We start from the raw sequence: 25,003 nt of genomic DNA on the forward strand, positions 1-25,003 counted from the left end.
CCGTCAGTTAGCGGCGGCATCAGCCCTTCAGGCCGCCCGCCAGCAGACCGCGGACAAAGTAGCGCTGCAGGCCGAAGAACACCAGAAGCGGAATGATGATCGAGACGAAAGCCGCCGCCGGGTTCAGGAAATCCCGGTTTCCACGGGTACCGGAAATTTCCGCAAGCCGCTGGGTGATGGGGGCGACATCCGCAGTACCACCGGAGAACACCAGGGCCACCAGCAAGTCATTCCACACCCAGAGGAACTGGAAGATCGCCAGTGATGCCAGCGCCGGTACGGACAGCGGCAGGATAATCCGCCAGAAGATCGTGGAGTGGCCGGCGCCGTCGACCTTGGCGGCCTCGATAACTTCCCCCGGAATCTCCGAGATGAAGTTGTGAAGGAGGAAGATGCCCAGCGGCAAACCGAAGATTGTGTGCGCTATCCATAGCTGGGTGTAGGAGCCCGCCGGGATCTGCAGCACCTGCGTGAAGAGCTGCAACAGCGGGATCAGGGCCATCTGAAGCGGAATGATCTGCAGGGCAAAGACGAAAATGAACGCTGATTCCCGGCCGCGGAAGTTGCCCCACGCGAAGATATAGGCAGCCATGGACGCCAGCACCAGGACGAACACGGTGACCGGAATGACGATTGCCAGCGAGTTCACGAAGTACTGCGAGAGATTCGCAGACTGTGAACCCGCTGCGGCCGTGACGTCCACGTAGTGCTTGAACGTGAACTGCCAGTCGGTGAAGAAATTCCACCAGCCGTCAGCTCGGGGGCCCACCTGCTTGGTTGCAGGCCTGATGGAGGAAATAAACAGGCCGAAGGTCGGGATGGTCCAGACGACGGCAATAACCAGGGCCGCCGCCGTGGCCCAGCGGGAGGTCAGGCGTTGCTTGACCCGGCGGGCCATGGGCGCGGAATCGTCCGGACCGCCGGGGACCCTGCGTGATGTGATCTTGGTACTGCTATTTTTTGGTGCCGCATCCGGCGCTGGCATGACGGTCATCGGATTTCCTTTTGCTGACGAAGGACGCGGGCGTTGTAGACGACGATCGGCAGGACCATGAGGAAGAGCACCAGTGCCAATGCCGCGCCCCTGCCGGGCTCACCGGCACGGAAGGCCTGTGTGTACATCTCGTTGGCCACGACCGAAGTCTCGTAGTTTCCGGCTGTCATGGTCCGGACGATGTCGAAGACCTTCAGGGTGGCAATGGTGATGGTGGTCAACACCACCACCAGTGAGCCGCGGATACCCGGAATGGTCACGTTGCGGAACTGCTCCCAGGCGTTGGCGCCGTCCAGCCGGGCCGCTTCGGTCAGTTCCACCGGGACACCCTTGATGGCTGCGGAAAGGATTACCATGGCGAAACCGGTCTGGATCCAGACCATCACGACGATAAGGAAGATAGTGTTTTCGGGTGCGTCCAAGAGGAACTGCTTGGGTTCCATTCCGAACATCACGCGCAAAGCGTTCAGAACGCCGGTCTGCTCAATCCCTGAACCGCGGAAGTCATACACCAGCTTCCAGATGATGCCCGCACCGACGAAGGAAATGGCCATTGGCATGAAGACCAGGGCCTTCAGCACCCGCTCGCCGCGAGCCTTATCGATAAACACCGCGTAGGCCAACCCAAACACCGTGGAAAGCAGGGGCACCAGGACTGTCCAGATGAGGGTATTCCGCAGGGTGATCAGGGCCTCCGGCTGCGTGAACATCCAGACAAAGTTGTCGAAGCCGATGAGCTTGCCGCTGGGGTCCGTGAAGGCCAGGTATGAGGTACTGACGGCCGGATAAACGAGCCCGACGATAAGAAGAATTGCTGCCGGTGCCAAAAACCCGGCGATGGTTACTTTGTCCTTGGCGGACTTGGGAGCCCTGTCCACCAGCAACATAATGAGTCCGATAATCGCGGCAAAAATTGCCAAGGCGATGAGGACCTGAAGGAATTTTCCTCCGATAAACTCCATTGCCCAACCTCCGTGGTGTGCGTGGATCCAGATGGTCGCGGTACGTCACACCCCCGGGACGGAAGGCCCCGGGGGTGTGACGTGGAGGCGGGTCAGCTGGCAGGCCAGCTGCCTTCGATGCTGTCGGTTACCTGCTCGGCAGGGGTTCCGTTGATCCACGCAACGATTCCCTTCCAGAAGGAGTTGGAACCAACGGCGCCGGGCATCAGGTCAGAACCATCAAACCGGAAGACGGTATCGGGATTCTGAAGCAGCTCGATCGAGAGCTTGTCCAGCTCGGTCTGGGCGTTCGCCGGATCGAGACCCTTGTTTGCGCTGATCACGCCGCCAAGCTTGACGCGATCGTTGGCGAACTCCGGGCTGGCCATGTAGGCCTGGAAAGCCTGGACCTCAGGGGTGTCCTTGTAGGCGCCGACCATTTCGCCGCCACCGGTGATGGTCTGGCCAAGGCTCTCGTCGATGGGCGGAGTCATGAAGGCCCAGACGTCGCCGTCGGGAGCAACAACGGTTCCTTCAGGCCAGTTGGAAGCCTGGAAGTTAGCCTGGTGGTGCATGGCGCACTGGCCGTCCAGCACCGGCTGGCCAGCTTGGGCGAAGCCCGTGGTGAGGATGGAGCGGACGTCGCCGAAGCCACCGTTAACCATCTTGTCGTCCAGCAGGATCTCGCCGGTGGTGTTGAACGCTTCAACGATCTTGGGATCGTTAAAGGGGATCTCGTGGCTGACCCATTGGTCGTAAACCTCGGGGCCGTGGGCGCGAAGCACAACGTCCTCAATCCAGTCAGTGCCCGGCCAGCCTGTGGCTTCACCGGACTCGAAACCTGCACACCACGGCTTCATGGTGCCGGCATCGGCGATGGTGTTGGACAGTGTCATCATTTCGTCCCACGAGGTGGGTACTTCCCAGCCGTTGTCCTCAAACGTCTTGGGTGCGTACCAGACGAAGCCCTTGACGTTTGCCAGCATGGGAGCGGCATAGAAGGTTCCGTCTACGGTGCCGTACTTCTTCCAGTCAGCTGACCAGTTTTCATCCACTGCGTCCGAAACGGTCTGCGGGGCGGGCTTCAGGTTGCCGGCCCGGGCCTGATCGGCCATCAGGCCGGGCTGCGGGAAGATAGCGATATCCGGGGCGTTGCCGGCCTTGGCGCGGACACCGATCTGGGTTTCGAATTCCTTGCTGCCCTCATATTTGATGGTGGCACCGGTGCATTCCTCGAATGCCGCCCAGGTCTGCTCCAGGTTGGTGGCCTCAACGTCAACGATGGTGGAGTAGACGGAAATTGTTTTGCCTTCGTGCTTGCCGTACGACTCGTAGGCCGTGCAATCGACCTCAGCGGCCGGATCGCTTCCGCCGCCGCCGTCTGAGCTGCAGGCACTAAGCGTCAGCGCCAGGATTCCGGTAGCCGCTATGGGCAACAGGTACTTTCGGTTTTTCATGCTTCTGACTCCTCGATGAGTACAAGAAAAATTGGCCCGCATTGATGTGGTGACCATCACCCTAGTAAGGTTATTGGAAGAAATGCAAGCGTTTACACAGAATTGTTCCCTGAAGGAGACCTATGCCGCAAGCGACCATCCCCACCCCCGGCTCAGAGCTCGACACCTGGTGGGCTGGCGCCGTTGTTTACCAGATTTATCCGCGATCATTCTCTGACGCCAACGGTGATGGGCTGGGCGATCTCCGCGGGGTGACGGAACGGCTCGCTTACCTGAAGCGTCTGGGCGTTGACGCCATATGGCTGTCCCCCTTCTACCGGTCTCCGCAGGCCGATGCCGGCTACGACGTCGCTGACTACCGGGCCGTCGACCCGATCTTCGGCACCTTGGACGACTTCGATGTGATGTTGGAGGAGGCTCACGGTCTGGGCCTGAAAGTCATTGTTGACCTGGTTCCCAATCACACGTCTGACGAGCACGCCTGGTTCCGGGAAGCTCTCGCCGCACCGCCCGGATCCCCGGCGCGGAGCAGGTACATCTTCCGGCCCGGCAAGGATCAGGTACCGGGTTCAGGCGACGGCCTCCTGCCGCCCAACAACTGGCAGTCGATTTTCGGCGGTAAGGCGTGGACCCGGATCACCGAGGCCGATGGCACCGCGGGTGAGTGGTACCTCCACCTTTTCGACACCAAGCAGCCGGACCTCAACTGGGACAACCCCGAGGTCCACGACGAGATGCGCTCCGTGCTGCGGTTCTGGCTGGACCGCGGAGTGGACGGCTTCCGCGTCGATGTAGCCCACGGCCTGGTCAAGGCCGAAGGGTTGCCGGACTGGGCGGGTGCGGCTGCCATGGTGGAGGGCGGCCGGTCTGAGGAAATCGAGCCCGGCGACGCGCCCGGTGCCCACTCTGATGCAGAAGAACCACACCGTGCCGACTCACCCCAGCTGCCGCCCTCGCCGTATCTTGACCAGGACGGCGTCCATGAGATTTACCGTGACTGGCACCAGGTACTGGCGGATTACGACGGCGATCGAATGATGGTTGCCGAAGCCTGGGTTGAACCGGCCGAAAGGCTGGCGCGCTACATCCGGAAGGACGAGTTCCAGCAGGCGTTCAACTTCGATTTCCTGCTGTCCGGATGGGATGCCTCCAGGATGTCAGCAGCCATCGAGGCCTCGCTCGTGTCCGCTGCCACGGTGGGCGCCTCCTCCACCTGGGTGCTCAGCAACCATGACACCGTCCGGCACACCAGCCGCTTCGGCCTGAAAAATCCGACGACGTTTCCCAAGGGAATCGGCGAAGGAGACGAGCAGCCGGACCCGGAACTTGGACTGGCCCGGGCACGCGCCGCCACACTGGTTTCGCTGGCACTGCCGGGTTCCGCCTACCTTTACCAAGGCGAGGAACTAGGGCTGCCCGAGCACACCACCCTGCCAGACGTCGCCCGCCAGGATCCGTCTTTCTTCCGCACCCTGGGGGCTGAAAAGGGACGGGATGGCTGCCGGGTTCCACTCCCCTGGGAGGCCGCAGCCCCGGGTTATGGTTTCTCCTCAGCGCCGCAGCCTGCCGCCCCATGGCTGCCCCAGCCGGAATCCTTCGGCGGGCTGGCAGCGGATCTCCAGGACGGCGTCGAAAGCTCCACCCTAGAGCTGTACCGCGCGGCACTGAATTTCCGGCGCAGCCATTCTCTGGGATCCGGTGACTTCCGCTGGGCCGATGCCCATGATCCCGAGCGCGGCGTCCTGGCCTTCCATAACCGCGACATCCTGGTCCTGGCGAACATGGGCGCCGCTCCGGTGCAACTTCCGGAGGGTTACACCGCGCTGCTTTCCAGCACTTCCGACGCCGGTACGACTGCTGCGGTGCCGACCGCCTGCACCGTCTACCTCACAGTTGCCGCGGATGACCAAATGGAGTGAAAGTCCGGTAGAGGACACGTGCTGCCACGTTGGCAGCAATCGACATTACCTATGCGGCACGGGGGCGGATCAGCAAGATCCACCTCGCGGATGCCGCCGTCGAACTCCTTCTGATCCGAAGCTGGCTTCGGAACAAGTAGCTGCGGATTTATCCACAGGCTGGGCCGGGCGATTGGCAGAGCAGGCCTGCAATGGGGACGATGTAGCCGTGAGCAACCCGATCCATGTTGACCCTCTGGCCATGCAGCCCCTTGCCTGCACGCTGGAGAGAAATGCGACGAGCCTCCGTTCGGCGTCTGCCTGGAGCGCCGATAACTGCGGCTCACCGCACACCGCCGCCATCCTGCGGGAAAGCGGTGACGCGGCCAAAGCAGTCCTGGGTTGCTTCGCAGCGGAGTTGGACGAGCTGAGCCAGGACATCAGGCTGGCAGCGAGGCAGTACCAGTTCGTCAACGACGCCACGGCAGCGGGTTTGCTTGGCAGGCTGCTCCCCGACAGGCCCGGATGAACCGCCGGAAGACTTTTATGGCGCCGGTATCTCCTGATTGCCGGCGCCCAAGGGTATAGCCCTTGGGAGATAGGGCAGGGCCTACTTTCTGCCTCGGAGGCATGCGCGCGGTAGACGGCCGCCAAACAGCTTTAGCGCACCCGTTCGGCCCGGCTTAACCGCGTGCGCGCGCCGGCACTGATATGAATGAGGACAGGTATCCGCTGGCCCACCAGGTCCTCCAGCGCCTGCACCAGTTCGGCGACCTCGGCTGCCAGCAGTTGCGGGGCAACCCCCTGCCTGGGGTGCAGCCGGACCCGCAGCGCCGGGCTGCCCTTGATGCTGTACGTGGCGACGGAAGAGCCGGCAAGGTCAGCACGGCCGGCCAATGCCCCTCTGATGGCCTGTTCGGCAACACTTCCGGCAATCCGGATGGTTCCCGGGACATCGCCGTCATCCCGCGGGGCGACCAGGAGATCAGCCCTGCCCTTGCCCTGCTGCGCCACCCAGGCGATAACGAGGCCAATAACAAGGGCAAGGACTGCCGCCACGACCATCCACAGCCAACTCTCGCTGCGGCCCGGCAGGGGCGTCCGCTCGAAGGCCTGCAAAGCCGCGCCCCATGCCTCGGCCGACCACGCCTGCCACCAGTCGGCGACAGCAGGAACGGCGGCGAGCAGCAGTAACAGGACACCAATGGCTAACAACTTCACGCCGAGGATGCCAATCAGGATGCGGTTCAGGACCCGCGGTGTGCTGTTCATGCGCCAATCACCCCGGAACTGGCCACGAGCACGCGGACGTAAGGGAGCGGCAGCGGAGCCAGGTCTTCCAGTTCATCGCGGACAGCGGCCAGGATGACGTCTTCGCTGACAGGCGCCCCGGACGTGGGCCTCACGTTGACCAGCACCTGCTTCTGCGAGACCACCACCATCACCTGTTCCGGTGTGACGTTGGCAGCAAGTCTGGCTCGCCGCGCAAGGGCCGAAGCGATGGTTTCGTCGTCAACCACAACGGCAACGGACTCGGTGGGGATACCCAACCGCGCTCCGTCCAGGACATGGCGCGCGCGACGGCCGGGGAGCACAGCTTGCAGCAGGAAGAAGAGGCCTGCCATGGCAACTACGGCGCCGGCGGCACCCAGCAGCGCAGGGGAAATCCCTTCGGGAAGCGCTGTGATGCGCTGTGCGGCCAGATGCGGTTCGATCAGCCAAGCGGGCTGGCCGATTGCATGAACACCTGCTTCCAGCAGTCCGTAGGTGGCCGCCAGTCCAATCAGCACGGCAGCCAGGATAGCCGCAAAGGCACGGGTGGGACGCATCTCCCGGCGCACCACCTTATCGAGGTCAACGGCCAGGCCGCTGTAGGTTTGCGCGTTCCCTTGCGAGGCGGCTTCCGCGGGCAATTGCTCGTGATTCCGGCTCAACGTACCCTCCCGCCATCGGTGATTTTTATTCCGCTGATCCGGATATCCACCCTGCTCAGCTGCGCACCGCTCAGTGCTGTGACGCTGCCCAGGATGTCAGCTTTTGCCGCCACAACGCGGTCCAGGATGGACCCACCGAATCCGCGGAGCCGCCCATTATCCCGGGCGACGGCTGCCAGCGGCGGGACCAACACAGGCGAGACGAGGGACAGGGCCAGCAGTCCGTCGTCGTCCGCCCAGTCCACGCGAATCTCATGCGCAGGCACACCGAGTGACCTGGAGGCTGAGGCCTTCGCGAGGCTGCTCAGCGCCTGGGTGCTGATTCTGTTGTGGCCGTTCAGCCGGAGGCCGGTGCCGGGGGTGTCCGGGCCGCCTGGCTGCGTTACCGGCCCAGCTGCCGTGCTCATGAGGACGAGCGGCGGCCGGTGATGGCGTCCAGGACCCCTCGCAGGTCCAGCTTTCCTTCGGCTGCACGGCCCAGCAGGGCGCCGATGGCCATGAACAGTACCGATGCCAGGAAACCCCAGGGCCCGAAGGCGAAGGACATGAAGGCCAGGAAGGCGCCGGCGGCAATGCCCACTACTGTCAGGTTCACGCGAGTACCTCCCGGTCAGCGCCGGGCCTTGCCGGCGCGGCAATGTAGACATCGTTGATCTCTACGTTCACTTCGATGACCTGCAGGCCCACCAGTTCCTCCACGGCGCGGTACACGGCGGCGCGGACCGCGTTGGCCAAGGAGTGCAGGGGTGTGCCGTAGTCGGCGACGAGATTGATGTCCACGGCAACCTGGGTTTCGCCGACCTCGGCATGGACGCCGGCAGCATGGTCCGAACTGCCCACGGCTTCACGGATGGCACCAAGTGCACGGGTGGATCCGGTGCCCAGCGAGTGGACACCCGGCACGGCACGGGCGGCAATGCCGGCAACCTTTTCCACTGCAGTTTCAGATATAACAGTGCGTCCGCGGGACCCCGGCACCTCCGCGGCAGCAGCTACTGGGCCGGCAGCGGCAGTACGTATGGCACCGGCTGCTCCGGCCGGGCTGCCGGAAGTTTCAGTGCGGCCGGGATTTACAAGCACACCGGGTTCGGATTGCGGGTCCGGATATTCCATGAGGCACTCCCCCTTCTGTTGCTTCAACCCTATCCCTTGGCCAGGACATCGTGTCTAGGGCCGCGGCAGGGGCGTGTACCGCAGAGGACGGCTGGCCTTTCCTACCGTCGCAGTTCCAACGCGCGCTTCTGCCTCGCGGAGATGCTGGAAGCGTAGCCGCAGTTGGCACACGTGATGAGGTAGGACCGCGACGTGGTGAAAACCGGAATGAAGAAGAGCGTGAACTTGGTGGCCCGCTCCTCAAGGTGGTGGTGGCCGAAGAAGCGGCAGCGCTGGCAGGTCGCGGACTTGCCGGCCAGCGCCTTAAGGGCGGTCTTGAAACCAAAAAGAAGGAACATCGGTTTTGCCTTCCGGAGTCGTGCTGCCAGTTGTGGCAACTCGGTTTTCTAGTCTTCTGTGGGAGTGGTTCGGCTTGGCTGGTAGTCACGCCAGGTGTGCTCCGGCTCAAAGCCGAGCAGGCGCCGCGCCTTATCGATGGACAGCATGGTCTCGTGCTCCCCCAGCTCCTTAGTCACCCTGACGTCCGGGAAAACGGCAGCGGCCAGGCTGGCGCTGGAACGGGTCATGACCGTGTCCGCGTTGGCGATGATGAACGCCTCGAACCCGGGCTTGCTGTTTTCCAATGCGCGCGCCACCGCCTGGGCGCCGTCACGGCCGTCAATGTATCCCCACAGGTTCCACTTGCGCAGAAGCGGATCGGAGTCGAATGACGGGAACCGTTCGTAATCCTCAGCGTCCATGACGTTTGAGAAGCGCAGGGCACTGATGCTTAGCTCCGGATCCCAGCGTGTCAGCTCAATCGCCATCTGCTCTTCCAGGTGCTTGACCAGGGAGTACGTGCTTTCGGGGCGGGCCGGGTACTCCTCATCCACGGGAATATAGGGAGGGTCGACGTCGAACGGCAGTCCCAGCACCGTCTCACTGGACGCATACACCACCTTTTTGATGCCGGCCCGGCGAGCCGCCTGGAAAACGTTGTAGGTGGACAGCATGTTGTTTTCAAAGGTGGCTGCGTCGGGAACAATGCCCGGAGCGGGCATCGCTCCCAGGTGGACGACGGCGTCGAAACCCTGATGCCTGTCATCGAGCCCGAGGAGTACATCCAGAACCTGGCCATACTCACGGAGATCCACTATTGCCAAAGTGGAGCTTCTTTCCCCGGAACGGTCCAGGTTCAGCACTTCGTGGCCATCATCATTGAGCCGGCGGACTACGTGCCGTCCAAGCTTTCCGCTGCCACCTGTCACTGCAATTCTCATACTGATTCCTACCTCATCCGACGGGGGCTATCGCTGACGACTCTACTAAGGCTAAGGCGTTCCGGCTGGCGACGGGTAGGTCGACCAAAGCCCGGATCTCTACTGGTGCTGAAAACTCTGATGCAGGCTGGTTCGCCTGTTCACCGGGCAAAGACAAAACCCCGCTTCCCGGAAGTCCGGGAGGCGGGGTTCTAGCTGCTTGCGTTGAGCTTGCCGAAATGTGGCTCCGACCGGCGTCGATCCGGTGACCTTTCGATTTTCAGTCGAACGCTCTACCAACTGAGCTACAGAGCCTAGGTGACATGTCACCATGAAGGCCGGAATCTCTTCCGGCAATCAAAGCGACCCTGACGGGACTTGAACCCGCGACCTCCGCCGTGACAGGGCGGCGCGCTAACCAACTGCGCTACAGGGCCTTGCGTTTACTGCATTTTTACTGCTCCGCGGCATTGCTACCGCTTTTTTTCAAGGGCTCCAGCCTACCAGACTTTTCCAGCCTGCCGGACCAGCTCCCTGCGTACCCCCAACGGGATTCGAACCCGTGCCGCCGCCGTGAAAGGGCGGTGTCCTAGGCCGCTAGACGATGGGGGCCTGAACTCAGTACGGAGGCAAAAATAAAAGGCTTCGAGCCGGGGCTCTCCGTCTTCGTCCCTGCGATTTCTCCGAACTGGACTCTAAAACTATAGGGCCTTCACCGGGATTATCCAAAATCCCGCCGGAGCCGCTTGGAAGCGGCCGTGGAAGCGTCCACGCAGCGGCCGTGGAGGCCGCTCTGAATGGAGCGCCGCAAGGACCCCTGGGGAAGAGCCCGGCCTGCGCAGCTCCGGACGGACTGCCGGGAAGGGTGCAAAATGGTCAGATGGATGCTGTCGCCGCACTCAACGAAATCGCCTTCTGGCTTGAACGGGGGCGCGCCGCTACGTTCAAGGTCCAGGCCTTCCGCAAGGCCGCCGCCACTATCGCAACGCTGGACGAGGCAGAGCTTGAGGCCCGGGTCCGGAACGGCCGGCTGAAGTCCATGAAGGGGATTGGCGACCGGACGTACACCGTGATCCGGGAGGCCGTAGACGGTAAGGTTCCTGACTACCTTGCCGAGCTTCGCGAGAGGACAGCCCAGCCCCTGGCTGCCGGTGGCCGCACTATCAGCGGGTCTCTTCGCGGTGACCTTCACAGCCACAGCGACTGGTCCGACGGCGGCTCACCCATCCCCCTGATGGTTGATGCCGCGCGGCTCCTGGGCCGCGAGTACCTCGCCCTGACGGACCACTCCCCCAACCTCACCATCGCGAACGGCCTCACCGCCGAGCGCCTGACGGCCCAACTCAAAGAGGTGAAGAGGATCAACACGGCCATCGCCAAGGAGGTTAAGAACGACGGCGGTGCGGACTTCCGCCTCCTCGCCGGCATCGAGGTGGACATCCTGGAGAACGGGGAACTGGACCAGTCTCCGGACATGCTGGAGCAGCTGGACGTGGTGGTGGCCAGTGTGCACTCCAAGCTCCGGGCGGATCGTGGCACTATGACCAGGCGGATGTTGGGTGGCATCACGCATCCGCGCACCAATGTGCTGGGCCATTGCACAGGCCGGCTTGTGGAGGGCTCGCGGGGCACGAGGCCGCAGTCTGAATTTGATGCCGCCAAGGTTTTCGCCGCCTGTGTGGAGAACCATGTGGCGGTGGAAATCAATTCGCGCCCTGAACGCCAGGATCCTCCTGACAACCTCCTCCAGCAGGCAGTCGAGGCAGGCTGCCTGTTCAGCATCGACAGCGACGCGCACGCTCCCGGACAGCTCGATTTCCTGCAGTACGGGGCTGAACGCGCTGAACGCAACGGGGTTCCGGCGGAACGTATCGTGAACACGTGGCCTTTGGACCGCCTGCTTGAGTGGGCCGGGAAAGGTAAAGGGCAGGGCACCCGGTAGGGCACAATCCGGCGCCTTGGAGCGGTGGTGCAGGGCAGTCCGGGGCATTGGCAGTAATTTGTGCTGACCTGTCCGATTTCCGCCGGATCAGTAGGGCCGCCAGGAACTACATTGGATTCATGAGCAGCACCGCCGGGCGCAACATCGACGCCTCCCCCGCAAACCCGCCCACTGCTGAACCAGTGACTACGGCAACGGCCCCCGAAAATGTCCCGGCACCTGCCCTCACGCCTGGGAAGGTGCCGCCGCTGGCCATCGCGGCCATGATCACCACGGTGGTCCTGTGGGCTTCAGCCTTCGTGGGCATCCGGGCGGTAGGACCAACGTTTTCCCCCGGTTCCCTGACCCTGGGACGGCTGGCGGTTGCCGCCGTCGTGCTCGGTCTGGTGGTGCTGCCCACGCTGCGCGCGCTGCCCAAGGGCCGTGAGTGGTGGCCCATCCTGGCCTACGGCGTGATGTGGTTTGGCGGGTACAACGTGGCGCTCAACGCCGCGGAACACATGCTCGACGCCGGCACCAGCGCTTTGCTGATCAATGTCAGCCCGATTGTGGTGGCCATCCTGGCCGCGCTTTTCCTCAAGGAGGGCTTCCCGCGCTGGCTGTTGATCGGAAGCGTGGTGGCATTCAGCGGCGTTGCCCTCATTGCGCTGGGTTCCGGACAGCGTTCGACGGCGGATGTCACCGGTGTGTTGTTGTGCCTGCTCGCCGCGGTGCTCGCCTCCGTCAGCGTCATCATCCAGAAGCCGGTGCTGAAGAAGTTTCCCGCCGGCCAGGCGACGTGGTTCGGCATCATGGTGGGCACCATCTGCTGCCTGCCCTTCACGGGCCAGCTGATCGGCGAGCTCCAGCAGGCGGGACTGCCGGCCACACTGGGCCTGCTCTATCTGGGAATCTTCCCCACTGCCATAGCCTTCACCACGTGGGCCTACACACTGTCCCTGATCGACGCCGGAAAACTGGCCGCCACCACCTACCTGGTTCCCGGCACCACCATCCTGATTTCCTGGCTGCTGCTGGGCGAGGTACCCACCATCTGGGGGCTGGCCGGTGGCGTCCTCTGCCTGATCGGAGTGGCACTGACCCGGCGGCGCTCCCGTACCCGCGGCTAGCATCGCGCAGCTAGAGTCATCAGTATGTCCAGCCACCTTCCGCCCGGCCTGCCCATCGATCCCGGCCCGGCGCAGCCTTTCGAGCTGAGCCCTGACGACTTCGAGGCTGCGGTCATCGAGGCCCTGGAACGTATCCCGCCCGGAGTAGAACAGGCCATGAACAACGTGGCCGTCTTCATCGAGGACGACTACGAGCCCGGCCCCGACGAGGATCCGGACACCGTTTTGCTGGGGCTGTACGAAGGCACGCCGCTCACTGACAGGGACTCGTCCTGGGATACCGGCTCGCTGCCTGACCGCATCACCATTTTCCGCAAACCCCTCCTGGAAATCTGCAGTTCCCGCGAGGAAGTCATCGAGGAAGTGGGCGTCACCGTGGTCCACGAAATCGCCCACCATTTTGGTATTGATGACGAACGGCTGCACCAGTTGGGATGGGGCTGAAGGCCACACACTGCTGGGCTCCAGCGGCCATCGGCAGCGATAACCTAGGCACATGGGACATAATCACAGCCACGCAATGACCGGCACCGGAAGGCATCGGAACCGCCTGGTCATCGTGCTGGCGATCACGCTGGCTGTGGTGGTGATCCAGATCATCGGCGCCGTCCTTTCGGGGTCGCTGGCCCTCCTCGCCGACGCCGGCCACATGCTCTCCGATGCCGCCGGCGTTTTCATCGCGCTGCTGGCCTCCTGGATCGCTACCAGGCCGGCCAGTGAACTGCGCACCTACGGTTACCAGCGCGCCGAGGTGCTGGCGGCCATGGCCAATGCGCTGATCCTGATCGTCATAGCCGTGGTGATCGTCATTGAAGCCATCCGTAGATTCGGGGAGGCTCCAGGAGTCCGGACGGACATCATGCTCGGGGCTGCAGTGCTCGGCGCCCTGGCCAACCTGGTGTCGCTGCTGATCCTCCGCGGCGGCCAGAAGGAGAGCCTGAACATCCGTGGTGCGTACCTGGAGGTCCTCGGGGACCTGCTGGGATCCGTGGCGGTCATCGCCGCCGCGATCGTCATCATGACCACCGGATTCCAGGCGGCGGACACTATCGCCTCACTGCTGATCGCGGTCATGATCCTTCCCCGGGCCTGGAGCCTGCTGCGGGATGTGGTGGATGTCCTGCTGGAGGCCACGCCCAAGGGCGTAGAAGTCCAGATGATCCGCGAGCACATTCTGACTGTTCCGGGCGTAGTGGACGTGCACGACATTCACATCTGGACCATCACCTCCGGCGTGCCGGTGTTCTCGGCCCACATCGTGGTGAAAGATGCCATGCTCAACGCGCACGGAACTGACCAGATATTGGACCATCTGGGCACGTGCCTGGGCTCGCACTTCGATACTGAGCACTGCACCTTCCAGCTGGAACCGGCCAGCCATTCAGAACACGAGTCACACCAGCACGCCTAGCCGGACACGCCGGGCGCAAAATCCAGCGGAATGACACACTTGTTGTTTATGTTATTGATGTGACCAATGTTGCCAAAGTGGCTTTTGGGCACGTAGCCTCTTGTGAGCCGGGATGATCCGCCGAGGGGCAATGCCAATGTGCCAACCAACCTCGCTGTTCCCGGCCCGATCCAGCGAGGTTCAGCATATGGTTTTGGCCAATGGTGCCGGCACGGCCAGATCCGGCCATACAGCATTGAGGACGGCAGCAGCCAGCGCGGCAAAAAAGACCGCAGTTCTCTGCAGCATCATGGCCCTCGTCGGCGCGTTCGGCCTCCCTGCACAGGCGGCACCCGCTTCCCCGTTGGCCCAACGGCCGATCCTGGTACCTGCTGCCCCGGATATCCCCTCCGCTGAAGAGATTGCTGCCGCCAAGTCCGACGAGGACACCAGCGCCCGGCAGGTCAACAAGATCGAGCAGATCCTGGAAGCCGCAGTCGCCTCCCAACAAGCTACTTTCACCCTCTCCCTGCAGGCAAACAATGCCTACAGCGAGGCCTTGGTGGAACTTCAGAACCGCAGGGCTGCCGCTGATCTTGCCGCCACCAAAGCCGAAGCAGCCCAAGCCCGGCAGCAGCTCACCCGCAAAGAGGTGGGCCAGTTGGCCGGGGACCTGTATCGCAATGGCGGATTGAACCCGTCCTTGGGGACCTTCATGTCAGGCAATGGTGATGCCCTGCAGCAGGCCGCAACCTTGGAAGCCATCTCCGCCAACCGCAGCCGTGCTTTCCAGTCCGCGGAAACGGCCGCTTCAGCCGCTGAATCGCTCACCGCAACGGCAGCCGAAACCCGCAGGGCGGCGGATGAGGCAGCCACCACGGCCGATATCCGCAAGACCCAGGCTGAAGAGGCCAACGCCGCCCAGGCGAAGACCGTCGCCGATGCGCAGGCTCAACGCACAGTGCTGATCAGTCAGCTGGCAACTCTGAGAAATACGACGGCGGAACTCGAGTCCGAGCGCATCGCCGGCCTGGAGCAGCAACGGGCGGAGTTGCGGTTGGCAGAGCAGCACGCGGACGCGGAGCGGGCCGCCGCCGAACAGGCAGGGCGGAGTGCCGATCGCAGCAACAACACCGGCGGCAACAGCGGGAATACCAACAGCGGCAATACCAACAGCGGGAACAGGCCTGGCGCGGCGCTTCCTCCGGCGCCGGCCGGACCAGCGCCCGCGCCGCCGCCTGCGGCCGCACCCGCGCCTCCGCCTGCGCCCGCACCCGCGCCTCCGGCGCCGGTTGCACCTGCGCCTCCCGCAGCGCCCGCACCCCCTCAGGTATCGGCCCCGGCCCCTCCACCCGCTCCGGCACCGCCGCCGCCCCCCGCACCGGCACCTCCGCCGGCACCCGCTCCCGGCGGTTCCAACCAGACGGCCGTCTCCGTTGCCCTGAGCAAAGTCGGCGCACCGCATTACTACCAGTGGGGTGGCACCGGGCCCTATGGCTTTGACTGCTCCGGGCTGGTCTACACCTCGTTCGCCGCAGCCGGCAAGTGGTTGCCCAGGACGGCAACACCCCAGTACACCCATGCCCCGGTGAAGGTGCCCATGTCGCAGGCCCAGCCGGGAGACCTGCTCTTTTGGGGCAGTGAAGGGAACTTTTACCACGTGGCCATCTACCTTGGCGGCGGGCGTGTGGTGCAGGCCTTGAATCCGACTGAAGGCATCGACGTCACGGAACTGCGGTGGATGGCGCCTGCCTACGGCTACGCCGCCCGCTACTAAGCGACGCCAGCTCTAAACAGCCGGGATCGGACCAAACTGTTCACGGTCCGCGAGGCGCTGGTCCTCGCGGTCCGGGACCACCATCACCGGGCACTTGGCATGATGCAGCACGCCGTCCGAGGTTGAGCCGAGCAGCATGCCGGCGAAGCCACCACGACCCCGGGTTCCGAGCACCACCAGTTCAACGTGCCGGCTCTGGTCCACCAGCACGTCCACCGGCGACCCGTCCAGGAGCTCGTACTCCATGGGCAGGTCCGGGTAGTGGGACTTCAACCAGCGGCCGCCGGCATCCAGCTGGGTCCTGATGTCCGCGAACAGGGCCGTGCGGTCCATGGGTGCGGGGACCCAGGCGAGTGAGCCGGTGTAGTGCGGAACTGCACAGATGACCCGGAGCTTCGCTCCAAGCCGTTCGGCCTGGCTCGCGGCTTCGAGAACCGCCACCCGGGCCTGCTCGGAACCGTCCACACCTACCACTACAACATTCTCAACGGGCCGTAGCCCCTCCTTGGCGACGTCTGCCTTGGCCCGTTTGTCCGTAACGTCCTCGCCCAGCCGTGGAGCACAACTGAGCGGGACCGTCACCGTGGGGCATTTGGCGTGGGCAGGCAGGGCGCTGCTCACGGAGCCCAGCAGCCTTCCCACAAAGCCGCCGCGTCCGCGGGTTCCCACCACCAGCAGTTCCGCCGATTCGGAAATCTCCAGCAGTACCCCCGCGGCGTCGCCGTTTTCAACGGTGGCATCGGCGTCCACGTTGTAGCCGGAAATTTTGTCCACGGCATGGCGCAGAACGGATTCGGCACCCTCCCGGATTACCGAATCATCGACGGTTGCGTAACCGCCGTCGAGCCCGGATGCGGCGAAGATGGGCACGGAGTAGGCCGTAACGATGTGAAGGGGACGTCGACGGCGTTCAGCCTCCCGCGCAGCCCAGATCAGGGCACACTGGCCGTGCTCCGAGCCGTCAACACCCACGACGATGCCGGTGGGGCCCGACGGATCCCGGTGGTCGTCCCTGGCCGGGTCCGGATGAATCTCCTGTGCTCCCATGGGGCCGCCTCCTTGCGATACTGCCTGATGTTGCCGCTATTCTGCCAGACGCCGGCTGATCCGTTGTCAACCGCCTCCACTTCTCTCTATTCTCCCACTTTCAGGCTCCTGCAAGGCGCCCAACCGAAGGATCTTCGGGTGGGCGCCCACCGGTCCGGCACACGTTTTCCCAGTTGAAGAAGTGGGGCTACCCAGGCCCGGTTTTGTTCTGTATTGTTCGTTGCACTGTTGGTTCGGAACATCGGAAGATGTCCGGACCAGGCACTTCAGCCAAACCTTGGGGGTACCGCGGCGAGTGCAGGGTAAAGATGCCTGTGCTTCCGATTCTCTTGAGAGGAACTGTGTGGTGGCGAGCACGCCTGTGAGCGGAACCGAACGTACAACAACCGTGGTCATCGGCACCGGGTTTTCCGGCCTGGCGGTGGCCTCTGAACTGTGCCGGCGTGGCGTGGATGCGATCGTCGTGGACGGACTGGACACCCCGGGAGCCCAGCCGGGTACCGTCACTGCGTCACTGCCCCGCTGCGATTCATCAGCTTCGGCAACCCTTATTGAACGGAACGAGATTTTGCGGCACTTGCGCAATTATGCCGCCAGCCACCGGCTTGATATCCGCAGTGCCACCCGCGCCTCCCAGCTGAATCTGGCGGACGTTGTCCCGGGCGCCACGACGCCGCCGCAATGGGAAGTCCACACGGCCACGGGCATCCTGCTGGCGGACAACATCGTGCTCACCCGTTGCGCGCAGAGCCAGCTCCGGCGCATGCTGGCGGAGCTGGGCATGGCGGTGGGCCAGAACGTGGCCGCTGCACTCCGCGCGATCGGCCTTTACCTGGTGGGCGTGGGAGAGCTGATCGTTCCATCCCCTAAAGAAGTACTCCGCCAGGCCAAGACCGTCAGCAAGGCAATTTCTGCCACCATGGCTTCCGATTCCGACTACAGCCAAGGCGGGCTCGCTGCTTTGCCGGCACCGGCCTGACCGAGCCCCGGTAGGCCTTACTCGGAATCCTCGTCGCCGGCCTGGAGCCGGCGGCGGGCCATGACGCCCAAAGCCACCAGCAGGCCCAGCGCCACGACGGCAAACCCCACGATGCTCCAGGGGAACGGCTCGGAAGAGGTAACCACCGGTTCAGGGGTAGAGGTGGCACCCGGTGGAGCGGTACCCAGGGTGGGAACCGTTCCTGCCGTGGGAACAGCGGACGACGCCGGCCCGGTAGCCGAGGGCGCGGCCGTACCTGCCGCCGTCGTACTTCCCTCAGTGCTCGCCGCCGCGGTAAAGGTGAACGTCCCCTCGATGGGGTGCGAATCCGAACTGACAACCCGCCAGCTCACCGTGTAGGCACCTGCGGGGGCGCCAGGCCGCAGCGGCTGCGAGGCCACATTGTCCGCGATCTGCACGCCGCCGGCCGCCCACTCGGTGCCCGAGGAGTCCTTGACTGACATGGACGCGCCGAGCCCCAGCGGATTGTTGTTGAAGGTCACGGAGACCTGAGCCGGCACCGAGGCAACGACCTCACCGTTGGAGGGCGTTGAACCTTCGGCGGCATCGTGCGCAAATGCCGGCTCGGCAGTGAGGAGTACGGCGCCGAACAATGCGCTGGTCAACAGTGCGCCGGCAAAGAGCACGGCGGCCAGGAGGAGTGCCGGCAAGGCGGAAAGACCGGCTGAAGGACGGCGGGTGGAAGGCATGAGGGTATAGCTCCCTTGTGTTGGCTTCCTTACAGACTAGGCGAATATGCCGGCTGCCCGGGCCCGGGAGCCATAGGATTCAGGTAATTCCAATCACTCATCCGGAGGACTAATGCTCAAGCAGGGCTCTGCACTGGACCGGTATTTCATGATCTCCGAGAGGGGGTCCAACTTCTCCCGTGAAATCCGCGGGGGCTTTGCCACCTTCTTTGCCATGAGCTACATCGTGGTCCTTAACCCGTTGATCCTCTCCGGACCGGACTCCAGCGGCAATACGCTGGGCTTCACCGCGGTGGCCGCTGTGACCGCTTTTGTGGCCGGCATCCTGACCATCCTGATGGGCGCCTGGGCGAAGCACCCATTCGCCCTCGCCACCGGCCTCGGGGTGAACGCCTTCGTCGCCGTCACCGTAGCCACTAACCCTGAGCTGACGTGGCCGGACACCATGGGCCTGGTGGTCCTGGCCGGCGTGACCATGTTGATCCTGGTCCTCACCGGCTTCCGGACCGCAGTGTTCAAGGCCGTTCCTGACGGGCTGAAGAGGGCCATTGTGGTAGGCATCGGCCTCTTCATCGCACTGATCGGCCTGGTCAACGCGGGCTTTGTCCGCCGCCTCCCGGACGCGGCCGGCACCACGGTACCGGTGGGCCTGGGCTTTGATGGCAAACTGCTGGGCTGGCCCACTGCGGTTTTCGTCTTCGGCCTGCTCCTGACCATTGTGCTGCTGGTCCGGAAGGTCAAAGGCGCGATCCTGATCGGCATCATCACCTCCACCATCATTTCCGTGATCCTCGAAGCGACGCTGCGCATCGGGCCCAGCGTGGGCGAAAACACATTCAACCCGCAGGGCTGGTCCCTGGTGGCACCCACGTTCACCGGGTGGGCGGCTCCGGATCTCTCGCTGATCGGCAAGGCCAACCCGTTCGGCGCCTTTGAACACCTGGGCGTCGTAGCGGCCTCGCTGCTGGCGTTCGTGATCCTCCTCAGCATCTTCTTCGACGCCATGGGCACCATGGTGGGCCTGGCACACGAGGCAGGCAGCGTGGATGAGCATGGCAACATCCCCAATGTTGACCGCGTCCTTCAGGTCGACGCCCTGGGAGCGATTGTTGGCGGCGGCGCCTCCGTTTCCTCCAACCAGATCTACGTCGAAGCGGGCGCCGGCATTGGTGAAGGTGCCCGGACTGGCCTGGCCTCGATTGTCACCGGCCTGTTGTTCCTGGTGGCCATGTTCTTCACCCCGCTGATCAATCTGGTGCCCTTCGAAGCCGTGGCCCCCGCCCTGGTAGTTGTGGGCTTCATGATGGTCCAGCAGGTGGGCAAGATCGACTGGCAGGATTGGGGCATCGCCATCCCGGCGTTCTTCACGTTCTCCCTGATGCCGTTCACGTACTCGATCGCCATTGGCCTGGGTGCAGGTTTCATCTCCTACGTGGTCATCCGCACGGCACAGGGCCGGACCCGCGACATCCACCCGCTCATGTGGGCCGTGGCTGCCGCTTTTGTGCTCTTCTTCGCGATCGGCCCCATCGAGGCCGCACTGGGCGTGTAGTCCGCGCCTCTACACGGGCAGACGGCCCCCAATGCTCCTGCTACACGGGCGTGTTGGGGGCCAGTCCTTCATCCCCGAATTCGGTCTTCGCCCTCCGGCTGCGGAGGTTGTCCAGGCGGTTCATCAGGGGCGATGCCGTGACGCCATGGATGACGATGGACAGCGCCACCACCAGCCCGATAAAGGACCACAGCCATTCGGCGTGGTCCGCGAATTCTCCCTTTCCCAGCGCATAGGAGAGGTAATAGAGCGATCCGATGCCGCGGATGCCGAAGAAGGACAGGGCTATCCGCTCACGCGGGCCGGTTTTGCCGCCCAAAAGCCCCAATAAGCCGGCCAACGGCCTGATCAGCAGCAGGAAGATCAGGGCAACGGCAAGTTCCGTCCAACCGACCTCCGCCAGCAGCCCACGGGCAATAGCGCCGCCCAGCAGAACCAGGATGACCACTGTCAGGAGCCGCTCCAGCTGTTCCACATAAGAATGCAGCACCTGGTGATACGCGTGGTGGCGTTCCGCGGAGCGAATGGTTACCGCACAAACAAAAACAGCGATGAACCCGTACCCCTCAACCATCTCCGCGAGGCCGTAGGCCAAAAAAGTAGCGGCCAGCGCCACAAAACCGTCAGATGTCTCCGATAAACGCAGGCTTGTCCTACCCGTGGTGAAGAGCAGCCGTGACAGGGCCTTTCCGATGAGCCAGCCGAACAGCAGACCAATGGACAACCGCCACAACACGTCGATGCCGAACCATTCAGGAAACCAGTTCGATGGCGACGAGCCCACAATGCTGATGGCGATGGCAAGATACACGAAAGGGAAGGCAAGTCCGTCGTTAAGCCCGGCCTCCGACGTCAGGCCGAACCGCACTTCGTCCTCGCGCTCAGGACTTTCGGTCTCGTCCGCAGGCTCGCCCACCTGCACCTCACTGGCGAGCACGGGGTCTGTTGGCGCCAGCGCCGCAGCCGCCAACAACGCCACACCCAGCCCAACACCCAGCAGCCACATCCCCACCAGGGTCAAAGCGATGATGCAGACGGGCATGGCAATCCCCAGGAGCCGCCAGGTTGTTGCCCAGCTTTTCCGGCCCACAGGCCGGTCCAGCGCAAGGCCGGCACCCATCAGCGAAATGATTACGCAGATTTCAGCGAGGTGTGTGGTGAGGTCCGGGTATTGGAGGGGATCCGGGTCCGGGAGCGTGGGAATGAGTGAAAAGGCGGCCAACCCGCCGCCAAGAAAGACCATGGGCACGGAGAGGGGCGCATCGCGCAGGAGCCTTGGCAGAATGCTGGCCACGAGTACCGCGACCCCGGCTGCTGCAAACACAAGGCTGGGGACTTCGAGCATGGTGCGGCACTCCGATCGGTAGGGACCGCCAACAAGCAGTTCATTTACGATATCCCCACCGGCGTGCCGAAGCATCCGAGATTCCCCTTGTTACGCCTTTGCCTCCACCGAATCCGGGATTCCGGACAGGTCCGCGAGGATGCCGCTCGCTTCTGTCCCGCGGTTTTGATCAGCTGGGACTATGCCTGCCGTGACTCCCGAACCTTCCGCCCGACCCGTCGAATCCCCCGCAACCGCTGAACCCATGGAGTCCCCCGCATCCAGCCTGCCGGGACTTCCGCCTGCCGTTGATGAGGCCCCGCAGCCGTGGACCGGGCGATTCGACGGCGACGGCGACGAACACCGCCGGTGGTGGCAGGCCGTCCGGCCGGTTGCACCTGGAGCACTCACCGACGCCAGAAACCCCGCCGTCCTGCTCGGTTTCGCCAGCGACGAGGGCGTCCGCCGGAACCAGGGACGCCAAGGTGCGGCCAAGGCACCTGCCGCGCTCCGGAAGGCACTCTCGCCCCTGGCCTTCCACCTGGACAGGGACGTATTCGACGCCGGCGACGTGACCGTAGAGGACGGAAGCCTTGAGAACGGCCAACTCCGTGCAGGCAGCGCCATCACAGCGCTGATCGACGCCGGAACACTTCCCGTGGTGCTGGGGGGCGGCCACGAAACGGCCTTTGCCAGTTACCTTGGCGTGGCTGGCTCGGCCGTTGTGGGCAAGGGAAAGCGGCTCGGCGTCCTCAACCTCGACGCGCATTTCGATCTTCGCGACGAACCGGTAGCCACTTCCGGCACCCCGTTCCTCCAGATGGCCCGCGCGGAAGCTGCCGCCGGGCGCGGACTCCAGTACGCCGTCGTGGGCATTTCCGAGCCGAACAACACCGCAGCGCTGTTTACGACGGCGGAGCGGCTGGGGGTGCGGTTCCTTACGGATGAGGATTGCTCGCCGGAGCGGGTCCGGGACTTTGTGGGCGGCTTCCTGGACAGCGTCGATGTGCTCTATCTGACCATTGACCTGGACGTGCTGCCCGCGGCCGTGGCACCAGGGGTGAGCGCACCGGCGTCCTACGGAGTTCCACTGCCGGTGATCGTGGAAGTCTGCAAGCAGGTGGCAGCCAGCGGCAAGCTGCTCCACCTGGACATCGCGGAACTTAACCCGGAATTCGACGTCGACTCCCGGACCGCCAGAGTGGCTGCCCGGCTGATCAATACCCTGCTGCGCCAGGGTCCGCCGCCGGCACAGGGAATCAGGCGCCTTTAAGGACGTAGCGCCGCTCCGGCCGGCCCACGCCGTACTTGAGGCGCACTTCCAGCAGGCCTTCGTCGTTCAGGTACTCCAGGTACCGCCTCGCGCTGACCCGGGAGGTGCCCAGCTGGACGGCAAGTTCGGCGGCGGACAGATCGCCCTCGGCCGCTTGCAGCGCCGATTCCACCATCTTCAGGGTTTCGATGCTGCAGCCCTTTGGCAGCGGCCTGTCCGTACGGTCCAGGCCGAACACCCGGTTGACGTCCGACTGCTCCGCCACGTCCTTGGACGAGGCCAGGCTCTGATAGGCGCTGCGGTAATGCTCCAGCCGCTCCTGCAGGTCCGTCTGGGAGAAGGGCTTGATGAGGTAGTGCACGATGCCGCCGCGCAGCGCCTTCCTTACCGTCTCCACTTCGCGGGCCGCGCTGATCACCAGTACGTCCAACTCCGGCGCCACCTTCCGCAGGCTCTGCATCAGGTCAAGTCCGTTGACGTCCGGCAGGTGGATATCGAGCAGGACCAGGTCCGGCTGGAGCCTGGCGGTCTCGGCCACAGCCTGGGCACCGGTGTGGGCAACACCGACGACGGCGAACCCCGGCGTGCGCTGGATGAAGCCCGCATGGACTTTGGCCACCATGAAGTCATCATCAACAATCAGGACCTTGATCATGGCGTCGTCCACTCACTCTCCAAGTTCCGCACTGCCTGCCTTTTCAACCGTGCCGTGAAGACGGCACCGTGGTCGTTCATTACCCCCAGGTCCCCGCCGCTCCTGCGGCACACCACCCGCGAAAGCGCCAGGCCGAAGCCCCTGCTGCCTTGGGGACCGGGTTGTTTCGTGGTGAAGCCCTGCCGGAAGATCTCCTCCGGATCGCTGATGCCGATGCCAGGCCCATTGTCCCGGACAGTCACCGTCACGGCGTCCTCTTCCTCCTCTACGAGAACCCGGACGGCCGCCCCGGGAAGTCCGGTGACGGCGTCGAACGCGTTGTCCATGAGGTTTCCCACCACGGTGGTGAGGTCGCGGGACAGGTGATCGTCCACCCGTTCCAACGCCGACTCCGGTTCCAGCTGGAGAATGACGCCGCGCTCCGCAGCCAGGCTGGACTTGGCGATGAGGAGGGCGGCGAGCGCCGGATCCTGGATGCGGCTGGTGACCTCATCGTTGAGCCGGGTCCGGTCAAGGGTAGCGCCGTTGACAAACTGCACCACGGAATCGTACTCGCCAATCTGGATCAGCCCGGAAATCACGTGGAGCTGGTTCGCGAACTCGTGGGCCTGCGCGCGCAGTGTGTCAGTAGCCGTCCGTGTGGCGCCCAGTTCCCGCTCCAGGGAGGACAGTTCAGTGCGGTCGCGCAGGGTGGTCACGGAACCGATGTCCCGGCTACGGGAGCGGATGGGGACCCGGTTCAGCACCACCAGCCGCTCGCCCACCAACACCAGCTGGTCCGCTGCGGGCTGCTCGCGGGTGAGAACATCCTTCAGCGCGGGTTCAACCGGCAGGCTGGCCAAATGCTTACCCACGCAGTCCGCGGGCAGTCCCAGGAGTTCGCGGGCGCTGTCGTTGGCCACAGTGATCCTGCCATGCGGATCCAGCCCCACCACGCCTTCCTTCAGACCGTGCAGCATCGCCTCCCGGTTTTCCACCAGTCCCGTAATTTCGCTTGGTTCCATGCCGAGGGTCTGCCGTTTCACCCGCCGGGACAACAGCAGGGAGCCTGCCACGCCAAGGACGCTGGCCACCCCCAGATAAGTGAGAAGGTTGGGCACGGCTTCACCCAGGCGTTCCACTGTGGACGGGTAGGTTCTGCTGATGGACGCTATCCCGATCATGGTCCCGGTGTCGTCCAGTACCGGGACATGGGCAGAGAGCAGGGATTTGCCGGAACCGCCCACGGAACCTGACCAGGCCCGCCCTTCCATCACCCTGCTGGGCCCGAGTTCCAGCGGTTGGCCCAGCATTCCCGGATCGCTTGAGGCCACTACCGTCCTGTCCATTCTGGCCAGCGCAACGTGCTCCGATCCGGACACCAGACGGACTGATTCGGCAACTGCCGTGAGGGCCGCACCCACCCGTGGTTCGGCGTCGGGAAGCAACGCCCGAACGGTAGGACTCCCGCCCAGGCCTTCGGCAGCGGACAGGGCCCTGCGTCCCTCGATCCGTTCGAAGGCTGCCGTGGACTGGGCCAGTGAAATTGCCACCACGGCCACCAACACCGCCAGGACAATCAGCAACTGCAGGACCAGGTACTGTCCGGCAAGGGACATTCCTCTTCGTCGAGTCACGGTGTGGTTTTCCTCTGGTTCTGCAGGGCCGGTGCGTGCCGGTGCACCCCCGCG

At 64.1% G+C, this 25,003-nt stretch carries 25 protein-coding genes and 3 tRNA genes; 10 read left to right on the forward strand and 18 right to left on the reverse strand.

Going from position 1 to position 25,003, the window contains the following annotated elements; genetic code table 11:
* Positions 1 to 19 precede the first annotated feature (19 nt).
* The 3 genes from AC50X5_RS06825 to AC50X5_RS06835 form a co-directional block, all read right to left on the reverse strand.
* Positions 20 to 994: a carbohydrate ABC transporter permease gene (locus AC50X5_RS06825; protein WP_494975363.1), complete on the reverse strand. Its 975-nt coding sequence runs from the start codon at positions 992 to 994 to the stop codon at positions 20 to 22.
* Positions 991 to 1,956 carry a carbohydrate ABC transporter permease gene (locus AC50X5_RS06830; protein ID WP_494975364.1) on the reverse strand — a complete coding sequence of 322 codons (966 nt, stop codon included), beginning with the start codon at positions 1,954 to 1,956 and terminating at the stop codon, positions 991 to 993. The genes AC50X5_RS06825 and AC50X5_RS06830 overlap by 4 nt, the downstream gene beginning before the upstream one ends.
* 92 nt (positions 1,957 to 2,048) lie before the next feature.
* Positions 2,049 to 3,392 (reverse strand): ABC transporter substrate-binding protein, encoded by a 1,344-nt coding sequence (locus tag AC50X5_RS06835; RefSeq protein ID WP_494975365.1) that lies wholly within the window; start codon positions 3,390 to 3,392, stop codon positions 2,049 to 2,051.
* 122 nt (positions 3,393 to 3,514) lie between these two features.
* Here AC50X5_RS06835 and AC50X5_RS06840 point away from each other — a divergent pair, with 122 nt between their 5' ends.
* Both AC50X5_RS06840 and AC50X5_RS06845 read left to right on the forward strand, forming a co-directional pair.
* The gene (locus AC50X5_RS06840; RefSeq protein ID WP_494975366.1) at positions 3,515 to 5,311 is read left to right on the forward strand and encodes a glycoside hydrolase family 13 protein; all 1,797 of its coding nucleotides are present in this window, start codon (positions 3,515 to 3,517) and stop codon (positions 5,309 to 5,311) included.
* Between the two features lie 208 nt (positions 5,312 to 5,519).
* The gene (locus AC50X5_RS06845; RefSeq protein WP_494975367.1) at positions 5,520 to 5,819 is read left to right on the forward strand and encodes a hypothetical protein; all 300 of its coding nucleotides are present in this window, start codon (positions 5,520 to 5,522) and stop codon (positions 5,817 to 5,819) included.
* Positions 5,820 to 5,950: 131 nt separating this feature from the next.
* Here the strand turns inward: AC50X5_RS06845 and AC50X5_RS06850 are convergent, their stop codons facing one another.
* From AC50X5_RS06850 to AC50X5_RS06895, 10 genes are all read right to left on the reverse strand, one after another.
* Positions 5,951 to 6,562, reverse strand: coding sequence for a hypothetical protein (locus AC50X5_RS06850; RefSeq protein WP_494975368.1), 612 nt, complete (start codon positions 6,560 to 6,562; stop codon positions 5,951 to 5,953).
* Complete coding sequence (locus AC50X5_RS06855; protein ID WP_494975369.1) at positions 6,559 to 7,224, reverse strand: hypothetical protein; 666 nt, start codon at positions 7,222 to 7,224, stop codon at positions 6,559 to 6,561. Before AC50X5_RS06855 ends, AC50X5_RS06850 begins: the two co-directional genes overlap by 4 nt.
* Complete coding sequence (locus AC50X5_RS06860) at positions 7,221 to 7,631, reverse strand: hypothetical protein (RefSeq protein ID WP_494975370.1); 411 nt, start codon at positions 7,629 to 7,631, stop codon at positions 7,221 to 7,223. The genes AC50X5_RS06855 and AC50X5_RS06860 overlap by 4 nt, the downstream gene beginning before the upstream one ends.
* A complete protein-coding gene (locus AC50X5_RS06865) occupies positions 7,628 to 7,819 on the reverse strand; it encodes a hypothetical protein (RefSeq protein WP_493983821.1) in 192 nt (63 codons plus the stop codon). The genes AC50X5_RS06860 and AC50X5_RS06865 overlap by 4 nt, the downstream gene beginning before the upstream one ends.
* The gene (locus tag AC50X5_RS06870) at positions 7,816 to 8,337 is read right to left on the reverse strand and encodes an Asp23/Gls24 family envelope stress response protein (protein WP_494975371.1); all 522 of its coding nucleotides are present in this window, start codon (positions 8,335 to 8,337) and stop codon (positions 7,816 to 7,818) included. The genes AC50X5_RS06865 and AC50X5_RS06870 overlap by 4 nt, the downstream gene beginning before the upstream one ends.
* Positions 8,338 to 8,438: 101 nt before the next feature.
* The gene (locus AC50X5_RS06875; protein ID WP_494975372.1) at positions 8,439 to 8,675 is read right to left on the reverse strand and encodes a zinc-ribbon domain-containing protein; all 237 of its coding nucleotides are present in this window, start codon (positions 8,673 to 8,675) and stop codon (positions 8,439 to 8,441) included.
* Between the two features lie 48 nt (positions 8,676 to 8,723).
* Positions 8,724 to 9,596 carry an NAD-dependent epimerase/dehydratase family protein gene (locus AC50X5_RS06880; protein WP_494975373.1) on the reverse strand — a complete coding sequence of 291 codons (873 nt, stop codon included), beginning with the start codon at positions 9,594 to 9,596 and terminating at the stop codon, positions 8,724 to 8,726.
* Positions 9,597 to 9,817: 221 nt separating this feature from the next.
* Positions 9,818 to 9,890: transfer RNA gene (locus AC50X5_RS06885), tRNA-Phe, on the reverse strand.
* Positions 9,891 to 9,938: 48 nt separating this feature from the next.
* A tRNA-Asp gene (locus AC50X5_RS06890) sits at positions 9,939 to 10,012 on the reverse strand.
* A gap of 102 nt (positions 10,013 to 10,114) precedes the next feature.
* A tRNA-Glu gene (locus AC50X5_RS06895) sits at positions 10,115 to 10,187 on the reverse strand.
* 268 nt (positions 10,188 to 10,455) lie between these two features.
* On the opposite strand from AC50X5_RS06895, the gene AC50X5_RS06900 reads away from it, so the two are divergent.
* The 5 genes from AC50X5_RS06900 to AC50X5_RS06920 all read left to right on the forward strand — a co-directional run bounded on the left by AC50X5_RS06900 (position 10,456) and on the right by AC50X5_RS06920 (position 15,793).
* Positions 10,456 to 11,517 carry a PHP domain-containing protein gene (locus AC50X5_RS06900; RefSeq protein ID WP_494975374.1) on the forward strand — a complete coding sequence of 354 codons (1,062 nt, stop codon included), beginning with the start codon at positions 10,456 to 10,458 and terminating at the stop codon, positions 11,515 to 11,517.
* A 263-nt stretch (positions 11,518 to 11,780) separates the two neighbouring features.
* Positions 11,781 to 12,626, forward strand: a complete 846-nt coding sequence (locus AC50X5_RS06905; RefSeq protein ID WP_494976052.1) for a DMT family transporter — start codon at positions 11,781 to 11,783, stop codon at positions 12,624 to 12,626.
* Positions 12,627 to 12,650: 24 nt separating this feature from the next.
* Positions 12,651 to 13,070: a metallopeptidase family protein gene (locus AC50X5_RS06910; RefSeq protein ID WP_494975375.1), complete on the forward strand. Its 420-nt coding sequence runs from the start codon at positions 12,651 to 12,653 to the stop codon at positions 13,068 to 13,070.
* A 52-nt stretch (positions 13,071 to 13,122) separates the two neighbouring features.
* Entirely contained in the window at positions 13,123 to 14,037 is a 915-nt protein-coding gene (locus tag AC50X5_RS06915; protein WP_494975376.1) for a cation diffusion facilitator family transporter, read from the forward strand.
* A gap of 187 nt (positions 14,038 to 14,224) precedes the next feature.
* Positions 14,225 to 15,793, forward strand: coding sequence for a C40 family peptidase (locus AC50X5_RS06920; protein ID WP_494975377.1), 1,569 nt, complete (start codon positions 14,225 to 14,227; stop codon positions 15,791 to 15,793).
* Between the two features lie 12 nt (positions 15,794 to 15,805).
* Here the strand turns inward: AC50X5_RS06920 and AC50X5_RS06925 are convergent, their stop codons facing one another.
* Positions 15,806 to 16,840 carry a universal stress protein gene (locus AC50X5_RS06925; RefSeq protein WP_494975378.1) on the reverse strand — a complete coding sequence of 345 codons (1,035 nt, stop codon included), beginning with the start codon at positions 16,838 to 16,840 and terminating at the stop codon, positions 15,806 to 15,808.
* 346 nt (positions 16,841 to 17,186) lie between these two features.
* Between AC50X5_RS06925 and AC50X5_RS06930 the strand changes: the two genes are divergently transcribed.
* Positions 17,187 to 17,819: an NAD(P)-binding protein gene (locus AC50X5_RS06930; protein ID WP_494975379.1), complete on the forward strand. Its 633-nt coding sequence runs from the start codon at positions 17,187 to 17,189 to the stop codon at positions 17,817 to 17,819.
* Positions 17,820 to 17,836: 17 nt separating this feature from the next.
* Here the strand turns inward: AC50X5_RS06930 and AC50X5_RS06935 are convergent, their stop codons facing one another.
* The gene (locus AC50X5_RS06935) at positions 17,837 to 18,529 is read right to left on the reverse strand and encodes a copper resistance CopC family protein (protein ID WP_494975380.1); all 693 of its coding nucleotides are present in this window, start codon (positions 18,527 to 18,529) and stop codon (positions 17,837 to 17,839) included.
* Positions 18,530 to 18,641: 112 nt separating this feature from the next.
* On the opposite strand from AC50X5_RS06935, the gene AC50X5_RS06940 reads away from it, so the two are divergent.
* Entirely contained in the window at positions 18,642 to 20,081 is a 1,440-nt protein-coding gene (locus tag AC50X5_RS06940) for an NCS2 family permease (RefSeq protein ID WP_494975381.1), read from the forward strand.
* A 40-nt stretch (positions 20,082 to 20,121) separates the two neighbouring features.
* On the opposite strand, the gene AC50X5_RS06945 is transcribed toward AC50X5_RS06940, so the two are convergent.
* Entirely contained in the window at positions 20,122 to 21,426 is a 1,305-nt protein-coding gene (locus AC50X5_RS06945) for a cation:proton antiporter (RefSeq protein WP_494976053.1), read from the reverse strand.
* 244 nt (positions 21,427 to 21,670) lie between these two features.
* On the opposite strand from AC50X5_RS06945, the gene hutG reads away from it, so the two are divergent.
* Positions 21,671 to 22,678: a formimidoylglutamase gene (hutG, locus tag AC50X5_RS06950; RefSeq protein ID WP_494976054.1), complete on the forward strand. Its 1,008-nt coding sequence runs from the start codon at positions 21,671 to 21,673 to the stop codon at positions 22,676 to 22,678.
* Here the strand turns inward: hutG and AC50X5_RS06955 are convergent.
* The gene (locus AC50X5_RS06955) at positions 22,665 to 23,333 is read right to left on the reverse strand and encodes a response regulator (protein ID WP_494976055.1); all 669 of its coding nucleotides are present in this window, start codon (positions 23,331 to 23,333) and stop codon (positions 22,665 to 22,667) included. The two genes, hutG and AC50X5_RS06955, sit on opposite strands and share 14 nt — an antisense overlap.
* A complete protein-coding gene (locus tag AC50X5_RS06960; protein ID WP_494975382.1) occupies positions 23,330 to 24,931 on the reverse strand; it encodes a sensor histidine kinase in 1,602 nt (533 codons plus the stop codon). The genes AC50X5_RS06955 and AC50X5_RS06960 overlap by 4 nt, the downstream gene beginning before the upstream one ends.
* Positions 24,932 to 25,003: the final 72 nt, after the last annotated feature.

Source organism: Pseudarthrobacter sp. MDT1-40-2 (genome assembly GCF_059383595.1).

Bases quoted from the DNA above. Each gene is read 5' to 3' on its own strand.
- AC50X5_RS06825 (WP_494975363.1), bottom strand. From the start codon at position 994: ATGACCGTCATGCCAGCGCCGGATGCGGCACCAAAAAATAGCAGTACC.
- AC50X5_RS06830 (WP_494975364.1), bottom strand. From the start codon at position 1,956: ATGGAGTTTATCGGAGGAAAATTCCTTCAGGTCCTCATCGCCTTGGCA.
- AC50X5_RS06835 (WP_494975365.1), bottom strand. From the start codon at position 3,392: ATGAAAAACCGAAAGTACCTGTTGCCCATAGCGGCTACCGGAATCCTG.
- AC50X5_RS06840 (WP_494975366.1), top strand. From the start codon at position 3,515: ATGCCGCAAGCGACCATCCCCACCCCCGGCTCAGAGCTCGACACCTGG.
- AC50X5_RS06850 (WP_494975368.1), bottom strand. From the start codon at position 6,562: ATGAACAGCACACCGCGGGTCCTGAACCGCATCCTGATTGGCATCCTC.
- AC50X5_RS06860 (WP_494975370.1), bottom strand. From the start codon at position 7,631: ATGAGCACGGCAGCTGGGCCGGTAACGCAGCCAGGCGGCCCGGACACC.
- AC50X5_RS06870 (WP_494975371.1), bottom strand. From the start codon at position 8,337: ATGGAATATCCGGACCCGCAATCCGAACCCGGTGTGCTTGTAAATCCC.
- AC50X5_RS06875 (WP_494975372.1), bottom strand. From the start codon at position 8,675: ATGTTCCTTCTTTTTGGTTTCAAGACCGCCCTTAAGGCGCTGGCCGGC.
- AC50X5_RS06880 (WP_494975373.1), bottom strand. From the start codon at position 9,596: ATGAGAATTGCAGTGACAGGTGGCAGCGGAAAGCTTGGACGGCACGTA.
- AC50X5_RS06900 (WP_494975374.1), top strand. From the start codon at position 10,456: ATGGATGCTGTCGCCGCACTCAACGAAATCGCCTTCTGGCTTGAACGG.
- AC50X5_RS06905 (WP_494976052.1), top strand. From the start codon at position 11,781: ATGATCACCACGGTGGTCCTGTGGGCTTCAGCCTTCGTGGGCATCCGG.
- AC50X5_RS06910 (WP_494975375.1), top strand. From the start codon at position 12,651: ATGTCCAGCCACCTTCCGCCCGGCCTGCCCATCGATCCCGGCCCGGCG.
- AC50X5_RS06915 (WP_494975376.1), top strand. From the start codon at position 13,123: ATGGGACATAATCACAGCCACGCAATGACCGGCACCGGAAGGCATCGG.
- AC50X5_RS06920 (WP_494975377.1), top strand. From the start codon at position 14,225: ATGGTTTTGGCCAATGGTGCCGGCACGGCCAGATCCGGCCATACAGCA.
- AC50X5_RS06925 (WP_494975378.1), bottom strand. From the start codon at position 16,840: ATGGGAGCACAGGAGATTCATCCGGACCCGGCCAGGGACGACCACCGG.
- AC50X5_RS06935 (WP_494975380.1), bottom strand. From the start codon at position 18,529: ATGCCTTCCACCCGCCGTCCTTCAGCCGGTCTTTCCGCCTTGCCGGCA.
- AC50X5_RS06940 (WP_494975381.1), top strand. From the start codon at position 18,642: ATGCTCAAGCAGGGCTCTGCACTGGACCGGTATTTCATGATCTCCGAG.
- AC50X5_RS06945 (WP_494976053.1), bottom strand. From the start codon at position 21,426: ATGCTCGAAGTCCCCAGCCTTGTGTTTGCAGCAGCCGGGGTCGCGGTA.
- hutG (WP_494976054.1), top strand. From the start codon at position 21,671: ATGGAGTCCCCCGCATCCAGCCTGCCGGGACTTCCGCCTGCCGTTGAT.
- AC50X5_RS06955 (WP_494976055.1), bottom strand. From the start codon at position 23,333: ATGATCAAGGTCCTGATTGTTGATGATGACTTCATGGTGGCCAAAGTC.
- AC50X5_RS06960 (WP_494975382.1), bottom strand. From the start codon at position 24,931: ATGTCCCTTGCCGGACAGTACCTGGTCCTGCAGTTGCTGATTGTCCTG.